The sequence below is a fragment of the Psychrobacter sp. CCUG 69069 genome (assembly GCF_021023115.1).
In the GTDB taxonomy this organism is placed as follows: Bacteria; Pseudomonadota; Gammaproteobacteria; order Pseudomonadales; family Moraxellaceae; genus Psychrobacter; species Psychrobacter namhaensis.
This window is the reverse complement of record NZ_QQAI01000012.1, coordinates 65973-87317: the sequence shown is the minus strand read 5'-3', so window position 1 is coordinate 87317 and position 21345 is coordinate 65973. Positions and strand designations below refer to the sequence as shown.

Annotated in this window: 20 protein-coding genes; 13 read left to right on the top strand and 7 right to left on the bottom strand. The window is 45.1% G+C overall.

Annotated features, from left to right (window positions below; all coding sequences use genetic code 11):
• Positions 1 to 94: IS3 family transposase (locus DVY93_RS09160; protein ID WP_230709008.1), on the top strand; the 94-nt coding region annotated here is incomplete at its 5' end.
• Between the two features lie 106 nt (positions 95 to 200).
• Here the strand turns inward: DVY93_RS09160 and DVY93_RS09155 are convergent.
• Positions 201 to 2222 (bottom strand): ATP-binding cassette domain-containing protein, encoded by a 2022-nt coding sequence (locus tag DVY93_RS09155; RefSeq protein WP_230710445.1) that lies wholly within the window; start codon positions 2220 to 2222, stop codon positions 201 to 203.
• A 457-nt stretch (positions 2223 to 2679) separates the two neighbouring features.
• Here DVY93_RS09155 and erpA point away from each other — a divergent pair, with 457 nt between their 5' ends.
• The 3 genes from erpA (at position 2680) to DVY93_RS09140 (ending at position 5579) form a co-directional block, all read left to right on the top strand.
• Positions 2680 to 3060: an iron-sulfur cluster insertion protein ErpA gene (erpA, locus tag DVY93_RS09150; protein ID WP_227670198.1), complete on the top strand. Its 381-nt coding sequence runs from the start codon at positions 2680 to 2682 to the stop codon at positions 3058 to 3060.
• A gap of 339 nt (positions 3061 to 3399) precedes the next feature.
• Complete coding sequence (gene gshA, locus DVY93_RS09145) at positions 3400 to 4974, top strand: glutamate--cysteine ligase (RefSeq protein ID WP_230710443.1); 1575 nt, start codon at positions 3400 to 3402, stop codon at positions 4972 to 4974.
• A 77-nt stretch (positions 4975 to 5051) separates the two neighbouring features.
• The gene (locus tag DVY93_RS09140; protein ID WP_230710441.1) at positions 5052 to 5579 is read left to right on the top strand and encodes a disulfide bond formation protein B; all 528 of its coding nucleotides are present in this window, start codon (positions 5052 to 5054) and stop codon (positions 5577 to 5579) included.
• A 400-nt stretch (positions 5580 to 5979) separates the two neighbouring features.
• Here the strand turns inward: DVY93_RS09140 and DVY93_RS09135 are convergent, their stop codons facing one another.
• The gene (locus DVY93_RS09135; protein ID WP_193006795.1) at positions 5980 to 6636 is read right to left on the bottom strand and encodes an IS1595 family transposase; all 657 of its coding nucleotides are present in this window, start codon (positions 6634 to 6636) and stop codon (positions 5980 to 5982) included.
• Between the two features lie 128 nt (positions 6637 to 6764).
• Here DVY93_RS09135 and DVY93_RS09130 point away from each other — a divergent pair, with 128 nt between their 5' ends.
• The 5 genes from DVY93_RS09130 (at position 6765) to DVY93_RS09110 (ending at position 11957) form a co-directional block, all read left to right on the top strand.
• On the top strand, positions 6765 to 7424 hold the full coding sequence (locus DVY93_RS09130) for a copper resistance protein NlpE N-terminal domain-containing protein (RefSeq protein WP_226949448.1): 660 nt from the start codon (positions 6765 to 6767) through the stop codon (positions 7422 to 7424).
• 346 nt (positions 7425 to 7770) lie between these two features.
• A complete protein-coding gene (gene mpl / locus DVY93_RS09125; RefSeq protein WP_198334762.1) occupies positions 7771 to 9258 on the top strand; it encodes a UDP-N-acetylmuramate:L-alanyl-gamma-D-glutamyl-meso-diaminopimelate ligase in 1488 nt (495 codons plus the stop codon).
• 330 nt (positions 9259 to 9588) lie between these two features.
• Positions 9589 to 9843: a GlsB/YeaQ/YmgE family stress response membrane protein gene (locus DVY93_RS09120; protein ID WP_198334763.1), complete on the top strand. Its 255-nt coding sequence runs from the start codon at positions 9589 to 9591 to the stop codon at positions 9841 to 9843.
• Positions 9844 to 10048: 205 nt separating this feature from the next.
• Positions 10049 to 10603 carry a peptide deformylase gene (def, locus tag DVY93_RS09115; protein ID WP_198334764.1) on the top strand — a complete coding sequence of 185 codons (555 nt, stop codon included), beginning with the start codon at positions 10049 to 10051 and terminating at the stop codon, positions 10601 to 10603.
• Positions 10604 to 10781: 178 nt separating this feature from the next.
• On the top strand, positions 10782 to 11957 hold the full coding sequence (locus DVY93_RS09110; RefSeq protein ID WP_230710452.1) for a type III PLP-dependent enzyme: 1176 nt from the start codon (positions 10782 to 10784) through the stop codon (positions 11955 to 11957).
• A gap of 266 nt (positions 11958 to 12223) precedes the next feature.
• Here the strand turns inward: DVY93_RS09110 and dapB are convergent, their stop codons facing one another.
• Both dapB and dnaJ read right to left on the bottom strand, forming a co-directional pair.
• Positions 12224 to 13054, bottom strand: a complete 831-nt coding sequence (dapB, locus tag DVY93_RS09105) for a 4-hydroxy-tetrahydrodipicolinate reductase (RefSeq protein ID WP_230710439.1) — start codon at positions 13052 to 13054, stop codon at positions 12224 to 12226.
• Positions 13055 to 13227: 173 nt separating this feature from the next.
• Positions 13228 to 14361: a molecular chaperone DnaJ gene (gene dnaJ, locus DVY93_RS09100; RefSeq protein WP_193005689.1), complete on the bottom strand. Its 1134-nt coding sequence runs from the start codon at positions 14359 to 14361 to the stop codon at positions 13228 to 13230.
• A gap of 433 nt (positions 14362 to 14794) precedes the next feature.
• On the opposite strand from dnaJ, the gene DVY93_RS09095 reads away from it, so the two are divergent.
• Positions 14795 to 15445 carry a DUF2939 domain-containing protein gene (locus DVY93_RS09095; RefSeq protein WP_230710438.1) on the top strand — a complete coding sequence of 217 codons (651 nt, stop codon included), beginning with the start codon at positions 14795 to 14797 and terminating at the stop codon, positions 15443 to 15445.
• Positions 15446 to 15572: 127 nt separating this feature from the next.
• Here the strand turns inward: DVY93_RS09095 and DVY93_RS09090 are convergent, their stop codons facing one another.
• Both DVY93_RS09090 and DVY93_RS09085 read right to left on the bottom strand, forming a co-directional pair.
• On the bottom strand, positions 15573 to 16652 hold the full coding sequence (locus DVY93_RS09090) for a disulfide isomerase DsbC N-terminal domain-containing protein (RefSeq protein ID WP_230710435.1): 1080 nt from the start codon (positions 16650 to 16652) through the stop codon (positions 15573 to 15575).
• 315 nt (positions 16653 to 16967) lie between these two features.
• Positions 16968 to 17672: a pseudouridine synthase gene (locus tag DVY93_RS09085; RefSeq protein WP_193005692.1), complete on the bottom strand. Its 705-nt coding sequence runs from the start codon at positions 17670 to 17672 to the stop codon at positions 16968 to 16970.
• A 197-nt stretch (positions 17673 to 17869) separates the two neighbouring features.
• Between DVY93_RS09085 and DVY93_RS09080 the strand changes: the two genes are divergently transcribed.
• From DVY93_RS09080 to DVY93_RS09070, 3 genes are all read left to right on the top strand, one after another.
• The gene (locus tag DVY93_RS09080; protein ID WP_230710434.1) at positions 17870 to 18466 is read left to right on the top strand and encodes a YigZ family protein; all 597 of its coding nucleotides are present in this window, start codon (positions 17870 to 17872) and stop codon (positions 18464 to 18466) included.
• 118 nt (positions 18467 to 18584) lie between these two features.
• Entirely contained in the window at positions 18585 to 19607 is a 1023-nt protein-coding gene (locus tag DVY93_RS09075; RefSeq protein ID WP_230710433.1) for a YheT family hydrolase, read from the top strand.
• Positions 19608 to 19667: 60 nt separating this feature from the next.
• Positions 19668 to 20210: an acyl-CoA thioesterase gene (locus DVY93_RS09070; protein ID WP_230710432.1), complete on the top strand. Its 543-nt coding sequence runs from the start codon at positions 19668 to 19670 to the stop codon at positions 20208 to 20210.
• A gap of 64 nt (positions 20211 to 20274) precedes the next feature.
• Here the strand turns inward: DVY93_RS09070 and DVY93_RS09065 are convergent, their stop codons facing one another.
• Complete coding sequence (locus DVY93_RS09065; protein ID WP_230710431.1) at positions 20275 to 21237, bottom strand: GTP pyrophosphokinase; 963 nt, start codon at positions 21235 to 21237, stop codon at positions 20275 to 20277.
• Positions 21238 to 21345: the final 108 nt, after the last annotated feature.

The following is a 21345-nucleotide window of genomic DNA, read 5'->3' as shown; positions in this document are numbered from 1 at the left end:
TCATGAGTACATGCACTATTACAATCATGAGCGTATTCAAGTGAAACTAAAAGGACTGAGTCCTGTGCAGTACAGAACTCAGTCCTTGATATAAACTTAAACCGTCCAACATTTGGGGGTCAGTTCATGCCCTCCCTTTTTTACGTCTTTTTTTGTATTAAAAACGGCTGTCCCCATCAAAACCTGCTAATGAGACTCCTTTATTCAAAACTCGCTTCCATGTCCTCTAACGTCGTCATCGCTAACAGTAGCTGTTCCTCATGGTCACTATGCTGCTGCTGTAGAGCCGTTTGCTCATTGAGTAATACGAGCAAGTCAGATTTACGGCTGTCTTCGTAGAGGGTGCTGTCGGCAAGCTTCTCTTCAAGCGTGTCTAGTTTTTCCGCAATCTTAGCCAATACCTTTTCTGTATTTTCAATATCACGGCGAACGGGTGCGGTTAATTTGCGCTGTTCTGCGGCTTGTTTACGCTGCTCTTCTTTGCTCAGAGCCGACTCAGTGGCTTTTTTTTTCGACGTTACCGTAGGCGCTTTACTACTCGTTTGACTGTCGGCTGTTTCACGTGAAACAAACTTCTTACTCTCTTTCTTGTTTTTCTTCTTATGGCTACTTTTATCTTGGGAGTTTTCTTGCTTCCGCTTTTCTGCCAACCACTTGCCATAGTCACTGATGTCACCATCGAATTCATCGATTTGCCCGTCATGGACCAAATACAGCTCATCACAGACATTGGCAATCAGCTCACGGTCGTGCGAGACCAATACCACCGCGCCTTGGAAGCCTTGCAATGCGATGGTCAATGCTTGGCGCATTTGTAAGTCTAAATGGTTGGTTGGCTCATCGAGGACAAGCACGTTTGGACGCTGCCAAACAATCAATGCCAAGGTCAAGCGCGCGCGCTCGCCGCCCGAGAACAACTCACTTGGCGTATCGATACGATCACCGCGAAAGTCAAAACTACCAAGGAACGAACGCAATAAGGCGTCTGAAGTCTTACCTGCTAGGCGACGTAGCATCTCTATAGGCGTTGCTTTGGCATCTAGAATATCCATTTGATGCTGGTTAAAGTAGCCTAATTTTAGGGTATCAGACACACGGTACGTCCCTGATAAAATCCCAAGCTCACCCACCAAGGCTTTAATCAGCGTTGACTTACCTGCGCCATTCATACCCAGCAAGCCAAGACGCGTGTCAGGCGTTACTTGTACATTGGCGTTGTAGAGAAGTGGCGTATCGCTATAGCCGATATCCGCTTGTGTCAGCTCAATCAGCGGGGAGCTCATGTTGGCAGGCTCATAAAAGCGGAAAGAGAAAGGATTGTCTGCCATCATCGGTGACAGCTCTGCCATACGCTCAAGCTGTTTGATACGGCTCTGGGCTTGTTTGGCTTTACTGGCTTTGGCGCGGAAACGACGAATAAAGTCATCCAAATGCGCTTTGGTTGCTTGCTGCTTTTCAAACGCTTGCTGCTGCTGCGCCATACGCTCATGACGCGTACGGATAAACTGCTGATAATTACCCGTATAAAGGGTGATTTTTTGCTGCTCAACATGCAAGATATGACCGACCGTGGCATCTAAAAATGCTTGGTCATGCGAGATCACAATGACCAGACCCGTATAGGCGTTGATCCATGTCTCAAGCCATAAGATTGCATCCAAGTCCAAATGGTTGGTTGGCTCATCGAGTAGCATTAAATCCGCACGGCTCATCAAGGTTTTGGCCAGATTCAAACGCATGCGCCAGCCACCCGAAAACCCCTCTACAGGCAACTCGTGCTGGTTGGTATTAAACCCAAGTCCTGCCATGATTTGCGCCGCTTTGGTCGGCGTGCGATAGCCATCAATTTCATCAAACTGCTGATGCAAAACACCGATCTGCTCATCACTCACGCTGCTCAAATCATTTAACGCCGCGTTAATCTCATACCACTGCTCATCACCGCTCAATACATAATCAATGGCTGTCTGCGTAGTAGCGCCAACTTCCTGCGCCATGTGCGCCACATGCCAGCTATCTGGGATGCTGACCTCGCCCCGATCCAGCGTGACTTCAGTCTCGCCCGTGCCCATTTGCGTCAATAATAAGGCAAACAAGGTAGATTTGCCCGTGCCGTTATTGCCCGTTAAGCCAACCTTGTGGCCCGGATGTAGCTGGAAGCTTGCCCCTGCAAACAATTCACGGCCATCACGGCGAACACCAACGTCTTTAAATTCGATCATATAGTTTCTTCATCTCAACAGTAATATAAAATATAAGGCAAGAAAAACACACATCTGGCATGTTAATTGGCGGCTATTATTTCAAACGCATGACCCATAGGCAAACGATTAAATAACTATTTCAAAACTAAGTATTTATTTGCGTAAAAAGCGCTTAGAGTTACAAAAAATAATGAGCGTCATAAAGGCTAAAGTCGCTACATTAAATTTGGTTGGCGGTGACACGCTTGACAAACGATGTGCCACCCCCATTATGATATACTGCTACAAGAGATGTGTCAGCAATCAACGAAAACGTTGTGGTGGCGCCAAAGTAATATTTATAATGTTTTAACAGCGTTGCCACAATGACAGCACCCAATCAAATCAAACGCCGTGCGTATCTTTATTTGCAAACAATGAATTGCAAACCCAAACAGGACGACGACAGCCTTTGATCCTAGCAACTGAGGTAGATATGAACGACTCAACCAACCAATTTAACCCAAGCTCGAGCCAACCTGTAGATCCAACCGTCTTGAGCCTCACTGACAGCGCAGCACAAAAGGTCCGTCGCCTACGTGAAGAAGAAGGTGACAGTGACCTGATGCTACGTGTGTACGTGACTGGCGGAGGCTGTTCAGGTTTTTCATATGGCTTTAACTTTGCCAATGACTTAAATGAAGACGATGCCAACTTTGACAATGGTGATGTGACGCTCGTCGTAGATTCGCTAAGTTATCAGTACTTGCAAGGCTCTACCGTTGATTATACTGAAGGACTAGAGGGCGCCCGCTTTATCGTGACCAACCCAAATGCCACCACCACTTGTGGCTGTGGCTCGTCGTTCTCTATTTAAATGAGGACGCATTACTTGTCCGTCATGATGCCTTAAAAGCTCGTCCGCGCTATGATAATACGCTTAACGTAGCGCTTTCAAAGCATCTATCTAATGGGTAGATGCTTTTTATTTTATAGAGTAATAGTAAAGCGCTGTTGATGAATAATTTAAACCAAATAACTGCTGGAATCTAGGCAGTTGGACCCTTGCAAAGCTTATCGTATTTGTAATTGTTCGTGGTTTTCAAGACAGCTTTAAGCTAAACTGACGGCATTCTAAATCCAATATTTACCTCTGTTATGGTCAAACGCCAGTCGTGTTTTGATCCGCCATAATAAATAACAATAGATGACTATTATGAGTAATTTTGCGAGTAGCTTTGTTAATTTTGAAATTCCCAACTGGTTTGACACCAATCTACTAACGGGTATGCTACGTGGTATCGAAAAAGAGGGGCTACGCGTCAAGCCTGATGGTTACTTGGCCCAAACCCCCCATCCCAGCAAACTTGGGTCAAAGCTCACCCATCCTTTTATTACCACTGATTATTCAGAAAGCCTACTTGAACTCATCACTGAGCCCAAAACCTCACCTAAAGAGACGCTGAACATGCTGCGTCAGCTGCACGTGTTGGTCTATCAAGGCATACCCGAAGGTGAGCTGATGTGGCCGCTATCGATGCCATGTATGCTATCGGCTAACGATGAAGACATTCCATTAGCCAATTACGGCAGCTCTAATACTGGTAAGCTGAAAACCTTGTATCGTAGTGGACTTGGTATCCGTTATGGTCGTCGTATGCAGGCGATCGCAGGCTTACACTACAACTTGTCTTTTGGTGATGGATTGTTTGCAGCTTGGCAGTCACAAGTAACTTCAGCGCAAAGCCAGACGCTGACAGAATTCAAAAACGAAAAGTACTTAGGGCTTATTCGTAACTTTAAGCGTCTGACCAGTCTCGTTCTTTACTTACTTGGGGCCAGCCCAAGCGTGTGTCCTTGTTTTATAGCAGGGCGTGAGCATGATTTAGAACGACTAAATGACGCAACCTACTACAAACCTGCCGCAACCAGCCTACGGATGGGCAAGCTTGGCTATACCAATAGTGTGCAAGAGCAACTTGATATTCGTTATAACTATCTACCAGAGTATGTGGATGGGTTGCGCCGTGCCATTCAAACGCCGCATGAAAGCTTTGCCAAGCTTGGCTTAGATGATGCGGATGGCAACCCTATTCAGATCAATAACCATATTTTACAAATAGAAAATGAATACTATAGCCCTATCCGCCCCAAACAAATCGCGATGAGCGGTGAGACACCGACCGAAGCGCTTGAGCGTCGTGGTATCGCTTATGTTGAATTCCGCGCGATCGATCTCGACCCTTATAGCGATGTCGGCATCCGTCTCTCTAGTGCCTGTTTCTTAGAAGTCATGGCGCTGTACTGTCTGCTGAGCGACTCACCCAACCTGCTACCTGATGAAGAGGAAGCGCTGGCCATTAATCTTGAGCGCGTGGTAAACGAAGGCCGCCGTGAGGGCTTGCATATCTTAGACAGTGGCAAAGAGAAATTACTCGAAAGCTGGATGCTAGAACACTTAGAGCGTATGCAACCGCTTGCCGCATTACTTGACGCTCACTATGGTGGCAACGATTACCGTGCAGCAGTCGCCCTAATGCAAGGCAAAGCGGGGCATCCTGAGTCGACCATCTCAGCACAAGTCAATTCTGATAGTAAACGTCTGGGCAGCTTATGGCAGCTTGGCTTTACCTTAGCCGAGCAGCATCGTGACTCACTATTACAACAAACGCTGAGCCCAAATACCCAAGCGAAGTATGAAGTGCTGGCAGAAAAATCACTACTACAGCAAGCTGATATTGAAAAAGCCGAAACAGAAGACTTTATGGAATTTTTACAACAGTATCGCTAAGTCTTGACTGTGACCTTCAATGTTTTTGACTGTTATCTTATTTTTATAGATAACTACTTTATAAGAGTAACCATTTGATGCTACAGCTGACCACTTACCGCAGTTTACAAGTATTTTTAGTGATAATGGCCGTGATAGGTATGAGTTTTGCCCTGTTTTTTTTGCAGCGCCATCTGGGGCTTTTACCTTGTCCACTTTGTATTTTTCAACGTATTGGCTTGATGGTCATGGGTGGTTTTGCCCTCATAGCAGCATTATTCAACCCCAAATCTGTGGCTATCAGGTTGGGGTTGTGGCTTGGTAGCTTAGCGGGGATTGGCTGGGCGACTGCGGTGGCCGGGCGTCACGTTTGGTTACAGCACTTGCCTGCTGATCAAGTGCCTTCTTGCGGCCCAGGACTCGACTACTGGCTAGACACCTTACCTATTTTACAAGTGTTTAAAGAGGTCTTTGCAGGCTCTGGCGAGTGTGCCGCTATTGACTGGACGTTTATGGGATTAAGCATCCCTGAGCAGTCTTTGATTTTATTTAGTTTACTACTGGTGGTACATAGTCTGATCTTATGGCGTATCCTGCGACCTGCCACCCATAATCGTCTTGCTTAGTAGCAAATTAGAATTCACGCGGGTTTTCCGCTATAATCCTCTATCGCAGCAGACATGAGTGATATCCTCCTTCCTGTCTGTGTTGAGGTAAGCCCCTATTAAGCACGGCTGCCAACCTTGATTAATCAGATCTACTGGTTGGTTGGATAGTCAGTCTGACCTTTTAGGTAGTTTGTCCATAACAAAAAAACCACAGATATAGCGGTAGCTCTTGCTATCTTGACACAGTCTATTCGCCTTTTGTTTGAACAATGGGGTTTAGTTACGCAACCCTTTTGACCGCTAAGCTTGAGACTGTTGGTAACATCCTCTTAACGATAAAAATTTAAATGACGTTATTAAGGTTGCAACCTTTGGTTCTTTGAAAACTTATTCTATTAGGGGCTGTAGTAGATAAGGATTAAATATCACACCATTTTCTCAGGGTTTTAAGCTGATTAGATGATGACCCATAGTTAAATCTAAACTCGCACTCTTTTAAAAATAAATGGAAGTTCTTCTTATCGATTCCATTATATTTCCTGAGGGTTCGTTTAGACTGATTCCAGAAGTTCTCAATACCATTGATGTGATTGTTTTTACCGCAAGTAAACTCTTTAGAGTGATTGACTCTGAAATGTTTAAAGTCGCTCACATCTAATGCATTGTAACTTCGATAGCTGTCAGTATAAACAAAGCTGTCAGGCTTTATTTTACGCTTGATAACGGGCATTAGCGTGGTTTGTTTGGTGTCTGCTACGACAATGGTATAAACCTTACCATTTCGTTTTAGGATACCAAACACCGCTGTCTTACCGGCAGCACCTCGACCTCTTTTGCCTTTACGTACACCGCCGAAGTAACTTTCATCTAATTCGACTTCACCGTCAAAGATGTCATCTGCTTCAAGAGATAAGTAATACTCTATAACGAGTCTTATTTTATGGTAAAAAAGCGCAGCAGTATTAGGCTGAATATTGAGTAAATCTGCGGCTGTTCTAGCGGTTACTTCAGCTGTAAAAAACTCTAATAGTCGTCGCTGTACTTTTTTACTTAGTTTACAACGGGTTATCTTCATTTTAGTAGTCTAGCATAGTGCTTATCTACTACAGCCCCTTCTATTATCTTGCATTTTTGACAACAGCGTTGTGTTGCCGATAGTATAGATAACCTTTAGACACACTGTTTTAAAAACTGTTTTTTGGTATGACCATGATATATTTTGCGCCTATTCGCTCTATCCCTCTGACTGTCATTAGACGCGTTGGCTGCTCTTTGCTTGCGTTACCGATTTGTTTGCTGCTTGTTGGCTGCGACAGTGCCTCATCTAATGCCAATAAAGGCGTGGCGACTACCTTTGCTCCTGTGAGTAATTCAGCAGACTCTGATTTACAAAGTGCCGCCGTGCGCTTGCAAGATAGTAGTGTGGGTCAAGTGGAGTCTGATAGCGACTGGGATACAGGGGCCGATGGGCAATCGCTCATTGCTGCCGCCCAGTCTCAATCAAGCAATGAGGCGTATACGCAACAGACGCTGGTGGGATCAGACACGCCTAGCAGTAGCGCTCTACAGGCTACGTTAATGGGCGATTACGGGGGCATGGTTCCTTGTAACTCCTGTGCTAATATCGATGTTACCTTAAACTTGTTTGCTGACGGCTCAGTGCTAAAGACCAGTATTTATAACTATCCTGAAACACCACGTGCGCCGCTATTGGAGTCTGGTGTGTATCGCCAAGACAACAATATCATTACCATTGTCTATGAAGACAAAAACATTGAGACTTACTATATTCAAGACAATCATCTCGTGTTAATGGATGAGTACAAAAACCTTGACAGTGACTATACCCTATCGCGTAAATAAGACAGTAGCAGCATAGACAATGAGACAGCCAGTCAGAAAAAATAAGCGTCTGCAAATTTGTGGTTAGCCGTTATAAGATAAGGGTAAATCAGTCATATTGATGAGAAGAACAACGCCTACACGCTAGGCGTTTTTTATTGGTCATCTAACGGTGTTTACTTTACAATGAGTGCCTGTTGCCACACTGGTATGCTAGTGTCTGTTTGCACTTTTTAAGACAGACAATAGCCAGTGCTGATGATAGTTAGACAGCAGACCTCCGACCATTGCCAGCCCTTGAATGCTGCCAAAGTTACGGGGAACTCTGCCCTTTTACTCCTTTCATTTAAGTTCGTACGGAACGTCTATGCATATTCACATTCTTGGTATTTGTGGTACTTTTATGGGCTCACTGGCGCTACTGGCCCGTGCGCTTGGGCACACTGTCACAGGCTCAGATGCCAATGTTTATCCGCCCATGTCCACCCAACTTGAGAATGCGGGCGTCACGATCGAAGCAGGCTATCTGATAGAGCATTTACAGCCGGCACCAGATTTGGTGGTCGTCGGTAATGCCATGAAGCGTGGCATGGATGTCATCGAATATATGCTAGACAAAAACCTACGCTACACCTCAGGGCCGCAGTTCTTATCTGAGCAAGTGCTACAATCGCGCCATGTGATCGCTGTGGCGGGTACTCATGGTAAGACAACGACGACGACCATGCTCGCTTGGATACTGCAATATGCCGGCATCGACACTGGATTTTTGATCGGCGGTGTCCCCTTGGTCGATACCACTGACGCACGCCTACAGCAAGTCTTCGCACACAGCAGCTATTTGGGTGCAGAAAAAAACAGTGATGATAACTCAAAGACGGGGTATTTTGTCATTGAAGCGGATGAGTACGACTCTGCGTTTTTTGATAAGCGTTCAAAGTTCGTTCATTATCGCCCGCGTACCGCTATTTTAAATAACCTTGAATTCGATCATGCTGATATTTTTGCTGATCTCAACGCGATTCAGACCCAGTTTCATCACATGGTGCGCATGATACCCAGCACTGGCAAAATCATCATGCCAGCCGCGACCATCAGTTTAGAGGACACCTTAGCAAAAGGGGTTTGGACCCCCATTTGGCGTACAGCAGTGATCGACTCTACGGTGCCTGAACCGACTACAGAAGATAGCTCCCTAACAAACAGTAGTGACTGGCAAGCGGAGCTGTTAAGTAAAGACGGTAGTCAGTTTAAGGTGGTTTTTGCAGCTGATACTAATGAAGTAGCCATTGTAGATTGGTCGATGAGCGGCATACATAATGTGAACAATGCATTGGTGGCGGTGGCTGCAGCCTATAACGTTGGGGTCAGTGTTTCGACTGCTTGTGCCGCGTTATCTGCGTTTGCTGGTATCAAACGTCGCATGGAGCTGATTGGCAATGTAAACGACATCTTAGTCTTTGATGACTTCGCCCATCACCCCACTGCTATTATGACCACCTTAGACGGCGCCAAAAAGAAACTGGCTGGTAGACGTATCTGGGCAATCATTGAGCCGCGTAGTAACACCATGAAAATGGGCATTCACCAACACAGTCTAGCTGAGTCTGCCGCGCTCGCTGACCACACGCTTTGGTATGAGCCTACCGGTCTAGAATGGGGTCTAAAAGAAGTCATCGAACAGGCCACTGCCACAAATAGTGAGATTGGCCATCAGCAAGTGCTCTCTAGTGTCGATGCTATTATCGAGCACATCAGCACACATGCGCAAGCAGGCGATGCGATAGTGATTATGTCGAATGGTGGGTTTGAAGGTATTCATCAGCGTCTCTTAACTGTGCTACGTCGCAAATAACGCCCCAAATAACAGCGAGACATCCCTTGATTTAGACAAGAGCGTAGCTTTGTCATAGACGAGTTACGCTTTTTTATTCTCGGGTTTTGTGATTGTCTTTCTACTGATAGAAGACCTCATAACTAACGACGCTAGCGGTTTTGTAACTGTCGCTACCTTTGTAACCTTTCATTTACTTATCCTCTCTGCACATTAGCAAATCCCTGCTTTTTCTCACATAGCTCATACATTGGTAACATTTCGCGCTTACCTTTACGCCTATGCAGTGCTTACAATGTATTTATCAAAATTAGCAAAATATGATGAATGATAATAAATTAGGAGAATAGAATGAGCTTTATTTGGATGATTATCGTAGGTTTGGTCGCAGGTTTATTAGCACGTGCCATTAAGCCTGGCAGTGACCCTATGGGCTGGATAATGACCATTGTACTGGGTATCGTTGGTGCGTTGCTGGGCGGCTTTCTTGCAGGCCTCATCGGTATCGATGCGGATGGCGGCTTTACGGGTCTGATCTTCTCAGTGATTGGTGCCATCATCCTACTTTTCTTGTATGAGATGATCGTCAGCAAACGCGGTGTATAAGTGCTTGCTATACCTCAGCTGAATCAAAAACAGAAAAGCCTTGCAGATTGCAGGGCTTTTTTATGTTGAGTTTGGCTGATACTTTTCGTCCTTTGCCAGCCAAAAAAGTGTGATCTAGGCGGGAAAGTATTGATAAGCATTACTTTTGTCCCCATTTATCTTATAATATCAACCCTATTTTATCCTTATCATTGAGGTGAGCGTTATGGCATTACTCCCTATCTTAAATTACCCAGACCCGCGCTTGCGCACCATTGCCAAGCCTGTCAAGGAAGTGACTGCTGAAATCAAAACCTTAATCGCTGATATGATTGAGACCATGTATGATGCCCAAGGTATTGGTCTGGCGGCCAGTCAAGTTGACCATCATATTCAACTCATTGTCATGGATTTATCTGAAGATAAAAATAGCCCTAGGGTGTTTATTAACCCAAAAGTGACGCCGCTGGTAGAAGAAAAACAACCGTATGAAGAGGGTTGTTTATCGGTACCTGATGTCTATGATAAGGTCGAACGTCCGAATAAAGTACGTATCGAAGCGTTAGATGAGAATGGTGAAAAAATTGATGAAGAAGTAGAAGGCTTACTGGCGGTATGTATTCAACATGAAATGGATCATCTAAATGGAGTAATATTCGTCGATTATTTATCACGTCTAAAACAAACGCGTGCTCGCGATAAGGTGCGTAAAGTCATCAAGATACGTGAAAAACAAGGCGAACACACAGCAGATAAACAGCCGCAAACCACCAATTCTTGATCGGGCTTTTATTTAGCGCCCTTGTCATATAAAGCGAGTGTTATATCAGCCAATTGGCTCATAGGCTTAAATTCATAAGCTTAGAATCATAATGGCATGAGGCAATACAATAGTGATGTGACCTCGCTTTAATTCTCTAACATATATTTTTCTTCATTAAAGGTTTTCTACCATGACCATGATCAAAATTGACCAATATTTTGACCCTGCCGGCTGGCAGAAATTCACCAAAGCGGCTGAAGGTCGCGAGACGCCACTTTTGGTAGTGGACCTAAACCGCATTAAAACCAAATATCATGAAATGGTTGGTTTTTTCCCTACTGCCAAAATTCATTATGCGATGAAGGCCAGTCCTGCGGTCGAAGTCATCGATCTACTTGCTGATCTTGGCTCAAACTTTGACTGTGCGTCAATTTATGAGCTTGATAGAATACTTGACTGCGGTGTGGATGCGTCACGCATCTCTTACGGTAATACCATCAAAAAAGCCGAACATGTCAAATATGCATTTGATAAAGGCATCACTTTATATGCAACCGATTCAGAAGCAGATTTAAAAAATATCGCAAAGCACGCTCCAGGGTCAAAAATCTTTGTGCGTATCTTGGTGCAAGGGTCAGAGACCGCTGAATGGCCATTGTCACGCAAGTTTGGTTGCCACCCTGATATGGCGATTGAGCTGTTGATTCAAGCTCGCGATTTGGGCTTGGTGCCTTACGGCATCTCGTTTCATGTGGGCAGTCAGCAAAAAGATGTCGCTGCTTGGGATGATGCGCTGGCCAAGGTCAAATACATGTTTGACTGGATGAAAAATGAAGAAGACATTAAGCTACAAATGATTAATTTGGGTGGCGGTTTTCCAGCCAACTACATCAGTGAAGTGAATCCCATCAAGGTCTATGCAGAAGAGATCAATCGCTATCTGACGGATGATTATAATGCCGAAGACATGCCTGAGATTATTCTTGAGCCAGGACGTTCACTGGTTGGCGGTTCAGGGGTACTGGTTAGTGATGTGGTGTTAATTTCTCGTAAATCAAATACGGATTTGACGCGCTGGGTGTATACGGATGTAGGCTTGTTCCAAGGCTTAATCGAGACATTGGGTGAATCCATCAAGTATCCTGTTTATACGCCAAAGATGGAAACGTCCACCCGCGAAGGTACGGTGGTATTGGCAGGACCCACCTGTGATTCAACTGACATCATGTACGAAGAAGCAGGCTATCAGCTACCTGAAGAGCTGGAGATTGGCGATAAAATCTTTTGGTTGACCACGGGTGCTTATACCAATTCTTACTCATCGGTTGAGTTCAATGGTTTTCCGCCATTAGAAGTGGTTTACGTTGACTAGTTTCCAATCATTGATTGGTTTTTCATAACTGGCATTAATAAAAAGCGCGGCACTGTATATCGCAGTGCCGCGCTTTTTTGTGTTTGACCCTCTCACCAGCCAGCAACTACTGTACTCTTAGAGAAATTAGAACCAAGGCGGTTTGGCTTATACAGCCAATAAACAAAGCGATCATACTACTAAGCGTCGCTATCAGCCCTCCTCTAAATTGATTCACGTGCCATTCCTCATGATGAGCAAATCAATAAAACCATAACTAGAAAACCCTACTCATTTAAGCCTAAAACATCCTGCATGTTATATTGTCCAGCTGATTGCTGAATGACCCAAGTGGCAGCGCGTACCGCCCCAGCAGCAAAAGTCATCCGCGCTCGTGCACGGTGGGTAATCTCAACGACTTCGCCATCGGCAATAAACATCACGGTGTGATCGCCAATGATTTCGCCTCCACGAATGGCATGAATACCAATCGTCCCTGCTTCGCGCTCGCCCGTTTGACCTTCTCGGCCATACACGGCCACGTCTTGTAGTTGCTGTCCGCGTGCTTCTGCAACGGCCTGTGCCATCATATACGCCGTACCTGAGGGGGCATCGATTTTATGTTTGTGATGGGCTTCGATGACTTCTACATCCGCTTCTTCTCCAAAGGCTTTGGCAGCCATGGCTAATAGCTTTAATGACAAATTGACGCCTGTTGAATAGTTACCGGCGTAAACAATGGCCACGTTCTCACTAGCTTGTGTCAGTACTTGCTCTTGCTGCTCATTAAAGCCCGTGGTACCGATAACCATAGCGACATTGTGCTCAGCACAAATCTGCATGTTTTGTTCAGTGGCATCAGGCAAGCTAAAGTCAATCAAGACGTCGATGGCGTCTACTACCGATTTTAAATCGTCGACTATCTCTACGTTTAAACAACCGATCGCCGCGACTTCGCCAGCATCTGCGCCAACGAGGCTTGAGCCTTGACGTTCAATTGCAGCTTTTAGCGTCGTTTGTGGGTTGTCATTGACGGCTTCGATGAGCATACGCCCCATACGTCCACCCGCACCGATTACCCCTACCTTGATAGATTGATGACTGACTTGCTCACTCATATTTTTATCCTACGCACTTTATAGTTAATACCGTTGTTTTTAAATACTGGTTATCGTAAGTTTAGCAAATATCGCCCCGTGAATGGTTTTTTATACCACCAATAAAAAACCCAAAGGTTTCACATGGAACCTTTGGGCTAGTATGCTAAACACATCTCTGTTAGGCAGGACTTTTAGTCAAACAAGTCGCCAATCTTTTTAAAGAAAGACTTTTTATGGGGCGACTGTTGATGCTTGCTATCATCATCTAACGTATCTTGGAATTGACGTAGCAGATCTTTTTGCTCACGTGTGAGGTTCACGGGCGTCTCGATGACCACACGGCAAATCAAATCGCCTTTCATCGTCGTACGAACTGGCGTTACGCCTTTACCCCGTACACGTAGCAATTTGCCACTTTGGGTCCCTTCGGCAACTTTGATTTTTACTTTGCCATCTAAGGTTGGGATTTCAACTTCTTTACCCAATGCCGCATCGGTAATACTCACTGGCACATCCATGTAGAGGTCAGCGCCTTGACGAGTAAAGACGTTGTGCGGTTTGACGCGTACTTCGACATACAGATCGCCATTTTGCACACCCGCACCGCCAGCTTCGCCCTCGCCTGCTAGACGGACGCGATCCCCATCATCAACGCCTGCTGGGATAGAAACCTCTAGCGTGCGTGATTTGTCCTTCACCCCATTTCCATGACAGTCAGGACAAGGGTTTTTGATTTGTTTACCCGTGCCGCCACACTGCGGGCAAGCTTGTTGAACCGCAAAAAAGCCTTGTTGCATACGAACTTGGCCTTGCCCATGACACATCTGACAAGTCACGACATCAGAGGCATCTTTTGCCCCTTTACCATCACAAGTGTCACAAGGCGCAGGGGCAGTAAAACTGATTTCTTTTTTGCAGCCGCGTACCGCTTCTTCGAGCGTCAGCTCAATCACATAACGTAGGTCTGACCCACGACGCGAACGCCCACCGCCGCCACGCGACTGACCAAAGATATCACCAAAGTTACCAAAGATATCGCCAAAGATGTCTTGGAAATTGCCGCCGCCTGCACCGCCAAAGCCGCCACCGCCCATGCCATTTTCAAAGGCAGAGTGACCCATACGGTCATAGGCTGAACGTTTTTCTTCATCACTCAGTACTTCATAAGCCATTGACGCTTCTTTAAATTTATCTTCTGCATCAGGGTCATCAGAGTTACGGTCTGGGTGATATTTCATCGCCAGCTTGCGGTAAGCCCGCTTAATCTCTTTGCTATCAGCCGTCTTGCTGACACCTAACACTTCATAAAAATCGCGCTTACTCATGGGCTCTCCTATCGTCTTTACAGTCTACCGGCCAGTCGATTCATTAACCCTAATCCATCCTCTCCTATCTAACCTCCCACCATCGCACTCTAAGGTTTCACATGAAACATAGTAGAAGATAAGGGGAAAACGAGAAGATAACGTATGAATCTATAAGCGAATACGGCAGGATGCTGCTTAGCCAAATCAATTATTAAAAGTTTGCGCTATTTATGGAGATGGCACAGCGATTTATCAAGCGCTTAGGCAGGGAAAGTGTGAGTTAGGATGAGATAGCCCATACAAAAAGGTTTTATTAAGAAATACACAAAGGTTTTCGTACCGTCATAACGGTCAGCCATGCTAGTATTTATCGCCCTGTTTATTGTTGAATAAACACTGTGGTTCATATTTACCTTCAAAGCCATTAATTTGTGATAAGGAATCGATTGTTATGAAGAAGCTGATTGTTTTATTGATGGTCATAGCAGTGGCAGTCTATGCAGGTTCGCCTTATTACAGCGCTTATCAGCTCAAAAACGCTTATGATGCCAAAGATGGTGCCACCATCGCGGCGGCTATTGACTATGATCAAGTGCGACCCAGTATTCAGAACCAATTAACCAGTCAGTTTTCGGCGACTATAAGCAACTATCCATTGGTCGCTGAGCTGGGCGGCGAGCCATTAATCCAAGCCGCCAACAGTTTTATCGCGCAGGCAGTCGATGGCGCGATTACGCCGCAAAATATCGAAAAAATCATCAACACGCAAGGCCAAGCCAATACCGCCACCAAAGAGCTGGCGGCAGCGTGGGCAATCACCAGCAATCAAGTCGACTTAAAAAACCTGATTCAAAATTTAATCATCCAGCGCGGTGATGTGAACGCGGTGGTTCAAAGCCAAATGCAGCAAATGATGCAAAAACAAGCAGCCGTACTCGAACAACAGGCAGCACAAGGCTCTGATAGTGACAAACCAGAACTGAGCTACTGCGGTATAAATTGCTTCCAAATCAGCGGTCAAGTTAAAGGCTATCCCCTCACCATAGAGATGCAGCGTGACGGCCTGATTGACTGGAAAATCGTTGATATTATTTTGCCTTAAACGGCCGATATCCCAACCCATTATCCCAAATAAAAACCGCCCCATGATACTCACTCATGGGGCGGTTTTTTTATAGATCATTTTTATTAAAAACTTTATAAGAACGATTTAGAATGAGTGACACTGGCTACTCTACTCCCAAGAACTCGAGAAACTCAGGACTCTCAAAGCTTGCTTGGTATAGCACGCCATCTTCACGATAAATGGCCGGTGTGGCCATCACGGCAAGCCCTGCGGCTTTTTCGCGATTGGGCGTGATAGGATCGACGTTACAACTGGCAGGTGCGGGCGTCATCTCTCCTTGCAACATGGCTTTATCAAAGGCTTTACGTCGACTATCTTCATCACCTTGACACCAGATACCACGCATTTGCGCGGGCGACTGCTCATATATCGGATAGCCGATAATATTTACCGTGACGCCTTTTGCATTGAGCATGGGCAAACGCTGATGTAGACGGCGGCAGTAAGGACAATTCACATCGTCAGCCACGTATATAACGGCTCTCTCAGGGCTGGTGGCGGGATAAGTAATCAGCTGCTCGTCATCCAATGTCGCAAATACCGATTGGTTTTTACGCTGCTCAAACTCTGTATCAAGACCAACAAACTGACCGTTTTCGATCACTGATATCTCACCATCGGTGATGTACTGCGCATCGTCCGATAGTAAAAAAGGCACACCTTCCATCGTTGCGCCCCAAATAACGCCCGGCACTGCGGTATAAAAGAACGGAGTTTTGGCGCTCATGTTTTTGAGCGCGCTCATATTGGCAAGTAGCGCTGACTTGAGCGCAGGACTGACTGGCTGACCTATCTGTGCGCGGTGACTACGTTGCGCCATTTTGGACACTACTCGCTTGCTTGGGTTCTTTTGTAGCTCGCCTTGAATGACGTACTTACCATCTGCGGTCATATGCAGTGGCAACTGACCCACCAAATTGACTTGATACATATTGGGGAAGTTGGATGGCACAATAGAGGTAATTTGCGTTTTGATGCCTGCTTGCTTTAGGATTTGGCGCAGCCGCTTGTCGACAGAATGACTCACCGTGCCAGCCGCTTGTGTCCTTGTTATATTTTGACTGGCCACATTTTGATTGGTGTTAATGCTGCTAACGCTAGCAGGGTTAGGCTGAGCACAAGCGGTGGTTGCCACGATAAAAGTAGCAATAAGAGTAGTGGATGTTAATAAAGAGCGTTTCACAGAGACAGTCCTATCTGGTTTTTCATAATGAGTATGTTTTGGTTATCAACATAGTACTCATACCTAGCCTATAAAAAGCGAATGAGCCATATATTATGCAAAAACATATATTAAAAATAAAGATAGACTGTAGCATGGAGTGGATTTTTGCAAAGGCTTAAAAACGCATTATTGCAAAATTGCTACCCAGCTTTAAGAGACAGGCAACACAGACCGCTATTAGACCTAGCTGACAGTGTACAGACAGCAAAAAGCAGCGGACGTTTGGTGCGCTGCTGATGGTTTTCGGGACGACTTTTTAGGGCAGTGTCTTACTTAAAACTTGGCGACTTCATCGGCTGTTAAGAAACGACTGTCGCCTTTGTCCAGACCGTCTAAGTTGATATGGCCAATGCTGGCGCGATGCAGCTCGATCACTTTATTACCAAAATACCCCATCATACGTTTGACTTGATGGTACTTGCCTTGCTCTAAGGTCAGACGCGCGTGCGTTTCATCAATGAACTCAAGAATCGCCGGCTTGGTGGGTTCGTGATCGCCTTCTAATAAGATCCCTTCGGCAACTTTTTTTACCGCTTTTTCTTGGGCGTCGCTATCCATCGCATCTGCTAAGGTCAGCTCATAGACTTTTGCATGCTCGTGCTTAGGGCTGGTGACACGGTGCAGCCAGCCGCCATCATCACTGATGAGCAGCGCGCCTGTGGTATCGACATCGAGTCGCCCAGCAATACGTAAGCTGCCAAGCTCTGGTACGGCGATCAGCTCGGTGACGATTGGGTACTCTTTGGCTTTTAAGGTACACTCAAACCCTTCAGGCTTATGCAGTAAGATATAGCGGTTACCAGTCGCGACCGATAATGGCTCGCCTGCCCACATCACATCGTCATTGACGATATCGACATGCAACCCTGGATCTTTGATGACTTGATCGTTTACCGTGATTTCGCCAGCGTGCATAATCTTTTTCGATTCTTTGCGCGACAGCTCAGTGGCTTTACTAATAAATTTATCTAGACGCATACTATTGACTACCATCCGTTTTATGATACCTACTCTGCCTCTAAAGCCAACGTCGCAAGTATGCACACTTATCTTGTTCGCTATCTTAACTGGTCAGAAGTGGTACTATAATAAAAAATTAAATGAACACTGCGCCAAATACGGACAGCAGTGAAAGTTAGACCAGTTTACCATATCCAACCTAGACCTGATGAAATATGAGCTATCAAACGCTAAAACGAGCTGTCACCGCGCGCTTAGAAATCAAAAAATCTGAGTTCATTGCTTACGCTTATCCCGTGACATCACGGGAAGACGCGATGTTTCACGTGGAACAATTACGCGAGCAATATGCGGACGCCCGTCATCACTGCTGGGCGTATATCATTGGCGATCCCAACAATACCACCAGCGCAGGTTTTGATGATGATGGCGAGCCAAACGGTACGGCAGGCAAACCCATTTTAAACGTTTTGCAGCACAAATCTATCGGCAACGTCATTATCATTGTGGTACGTTACTTTGGCGGCATCAAACTGGGCGCAGGCGGCCTCACCCGCGCTTATGCAGGCTCAGCGCAAGCGGCTATCGACCAAATGACATTGAGCCCATATGTACCACTGCTGCAAGTGCAAATTTTGGCAGAGTTTGCGACCGAAGCGCAGTGCCGCTATGTGATCGACAGTCTAAACGGTCATATCGATGAGGTACATTATAGTAAACAAGTCACCCTGACTGCGACACTGGCTGCAGCAGATATAGACAGTCTAAAAGAACGCCTTGCGATGGATGGACGTGTTTTGGAGAAAACGTAAACGTTTTTGCGTCAGTGGTTTTGAGTAACCATGCGTTCACTGAAACTTGTTGGTTTTAACCATTGCTGACGTTATGATAACGCATTGCTTTTTAACGATAATTAAATAAGATCCCGCTATGTCCACTTCAAAACCAACCAACGCTTTCTCTCCAGCCCCTTTTAAACCGCCATTTTGGTTGAAGAATGCTCATCTACAAACGATCTTGCCTAGATTTATTGCGGCGAAAGCCCCTGAATATCGCCGCGAGCTGCTCAAAGACTCACTCGATGAGAGCGAGATTGCCTATGACTTTTATGATACTAATGAGAAGCTGGCAGATCAGGGAAAATACCAAAAACCCCTAGTCGTCTTATTTCACGGTATGGAGGGCAGTAGCGACAGCCACTATGCGCGTACCCTCGCCCACGCCGTACAGCGCAACGACTGGCATTTTGTGGTGGTGCACTTTCGTAGCTGCGGCGGCGTCCCTGTCAAAGGCCAAGTGTTTTATCAAGCAGGTGACACCAGTGAGCTTGAGCACGCACTACAGTATTTAAACCAGCAGTACCAAACGGTCTATAGTATTGGCGTGTCTTTGGGCGGTAACGCTCTGGCAAAATACATGAGTGAATACGGTGAGGGGGCACTTTGCCAAGCCGCCGTGGTAGCGTCTGCGCCTGTCGATCTGATCTCCTCCTCGCAAGCGATGGAGCGGTTTTTGGGTCGACGTATTTATACGCCTTACTTGTTAAACCCCATTGTCAGCAAAGCCATCAAAAACAATTTGACCGAAGATGAGATCAAAGCCATTAAAGCCACCAACCGCATCAGCGAGTTTGATGATATCTTCACTGCGCCGCGGCATGGCTTTCGCTCCAAAAACGACTATTATTATCAAGCATCCGCATTGCCGCATCTGATTCATATAGCCAAACCGACCTTAATCATCAGCGCCAAAGATGATCCATTCTTGGGTGCAACTGCCACACGTGGCGATGTGTCTGATAATGTGACCTTAATTGACACCGATCACGGCGGGCATATTGGGTTTATAAACTACCGCAATCGCAAATTTGATTTGGGTTGGCTGCCGAGTACAGCGATGCGTTTTTTTGTAGAAGCAACCAAGACCGATGATGACTCAGCGGCTTCTGCGTAAATCATCATAAGTCATCTGTCTTCCTAAGCTCTGTCCTATTTTCTCATTTAGAGTCCGATTATGTATCCATTTATCCGCTATGCCAGTACCATCGCTCATGCCGCCCTACAAGTAAAAAAAGGTCAGACTTTAACGCTGAAAGAGACCAGTGAGATTCAGTTTCGCTGCCGCTTGACGGATATCGATAACTTCTTAGAGATGAATAATGGTCGCGTGTTCACGCTGTATGATTTGGGACGTATCGACTTTGCGGTACGAACAGGACTTGGCAAGCAGCTATTGAAACAGCGTTGGGGGTTGGTCGTCGCTGGCAGTACCATCCAGTATCGCAAGCGTATTCGCGCCTTTGAAAAAGTCACGCTTAAAACCAAAATCATCGCTATTGATACGCGCTGGATGTATATCGAGCAGTCGATGTGGGTCAAGGGTAAACCTTGCTCGTCTGCCATACTGCGTACTGGCGTGACCAAAGGCGGCAGAGTCATTGATACATCAAAAGTGCTCGCGGCGTTGGGTCAATCTGATTGGAAGTTGCCACCAACTGGCTATGTGGCAGAGTGGATTAAGAGTGATGCTGATCGCCCGTGGCCGCCTGTGGGTTGAGATTCTGATGAACGCGAAAGGTTGTTGCAGTTAGAATATATGTTTAGTTTATACCGTAATCTTTCTAACCCTTTTCGTTAGATAAAACATAGTTTATCAAAACTAACACCGAACCACCTCGTACCATACTCCTACCTTCTGGTTTAAAAATTAATTTTAAAGCTTCTCTAGTAGCCTTTTCATTTTTTAAATAAGCGTTTTCTAACTGCTCTACATTTTCAATACCCAGATTTTTAATCTGATTTATCAACCGGTTATCAACGTAATTTTCAATATTGAACTCTTCGATAACCAAATTATATTCACCAATAAATACATCATTTTCAAAATTTATTACATTGTCGTTCTTACTCATAAAAGAAGTTAGAGAAGCTTTGTTTATTTCAATCTGACTAGGGTTATTTTTGATACTCTGACTTAAACTGTTTTCATAATCCGCTATAGTTGATTTTAATTTTACGAACTCGATATCTGCTTGCTCCAAAAGAGCTGCAACTCTATAGAAAGTACGTTTTGCAGTAGAAGGAATCTCAAACTCACCTTTATAACCTAAATCATGCTCAATCTCTGCCCAAGAATGCTGCAAGATTGTCCTAATTTGAAACTCAAATTTCTGTTCTTTATAGCTAGAATATTCTGGTAAGTTCGTCCTATCTTTTTTTAAATTGGCAACGTAGTGTAGACTTCTATAACCAAATTTATCACTATCTATTTTTCGCTTATCTACAGAATTATCTTGATCTATAACGAATTCTTCCTCAATCAGAGTCGCAATTTGGTCTACTTCGTCATCAAAATAAGTAATGATACGGACACCAACTATATCTGTAATATCGTCTAAAGACTTGTACTTTTGTTTTGCTAAAATTTTCTTTTCTAAACTGTCTCTATCTTTGACTCTAGTTTGTATTTGATGAACTTTAATACCTTTCTGTTTAAGCAGAGAGTTTATAAGCGTCTCAAGAGATTTGTCTAGATTCTCTAACACATCTTTATTTTTGTCATATTCTTTTAGTATTGCACTCATTTAGTAGCTCGTTGGATAGATTGTCATAAGAAGTCGATAATTGTATCTTACATCATAAACGCTCGAACAAACTAAGTTGTAGTCAAATACCTTAACTACAACTTCGTA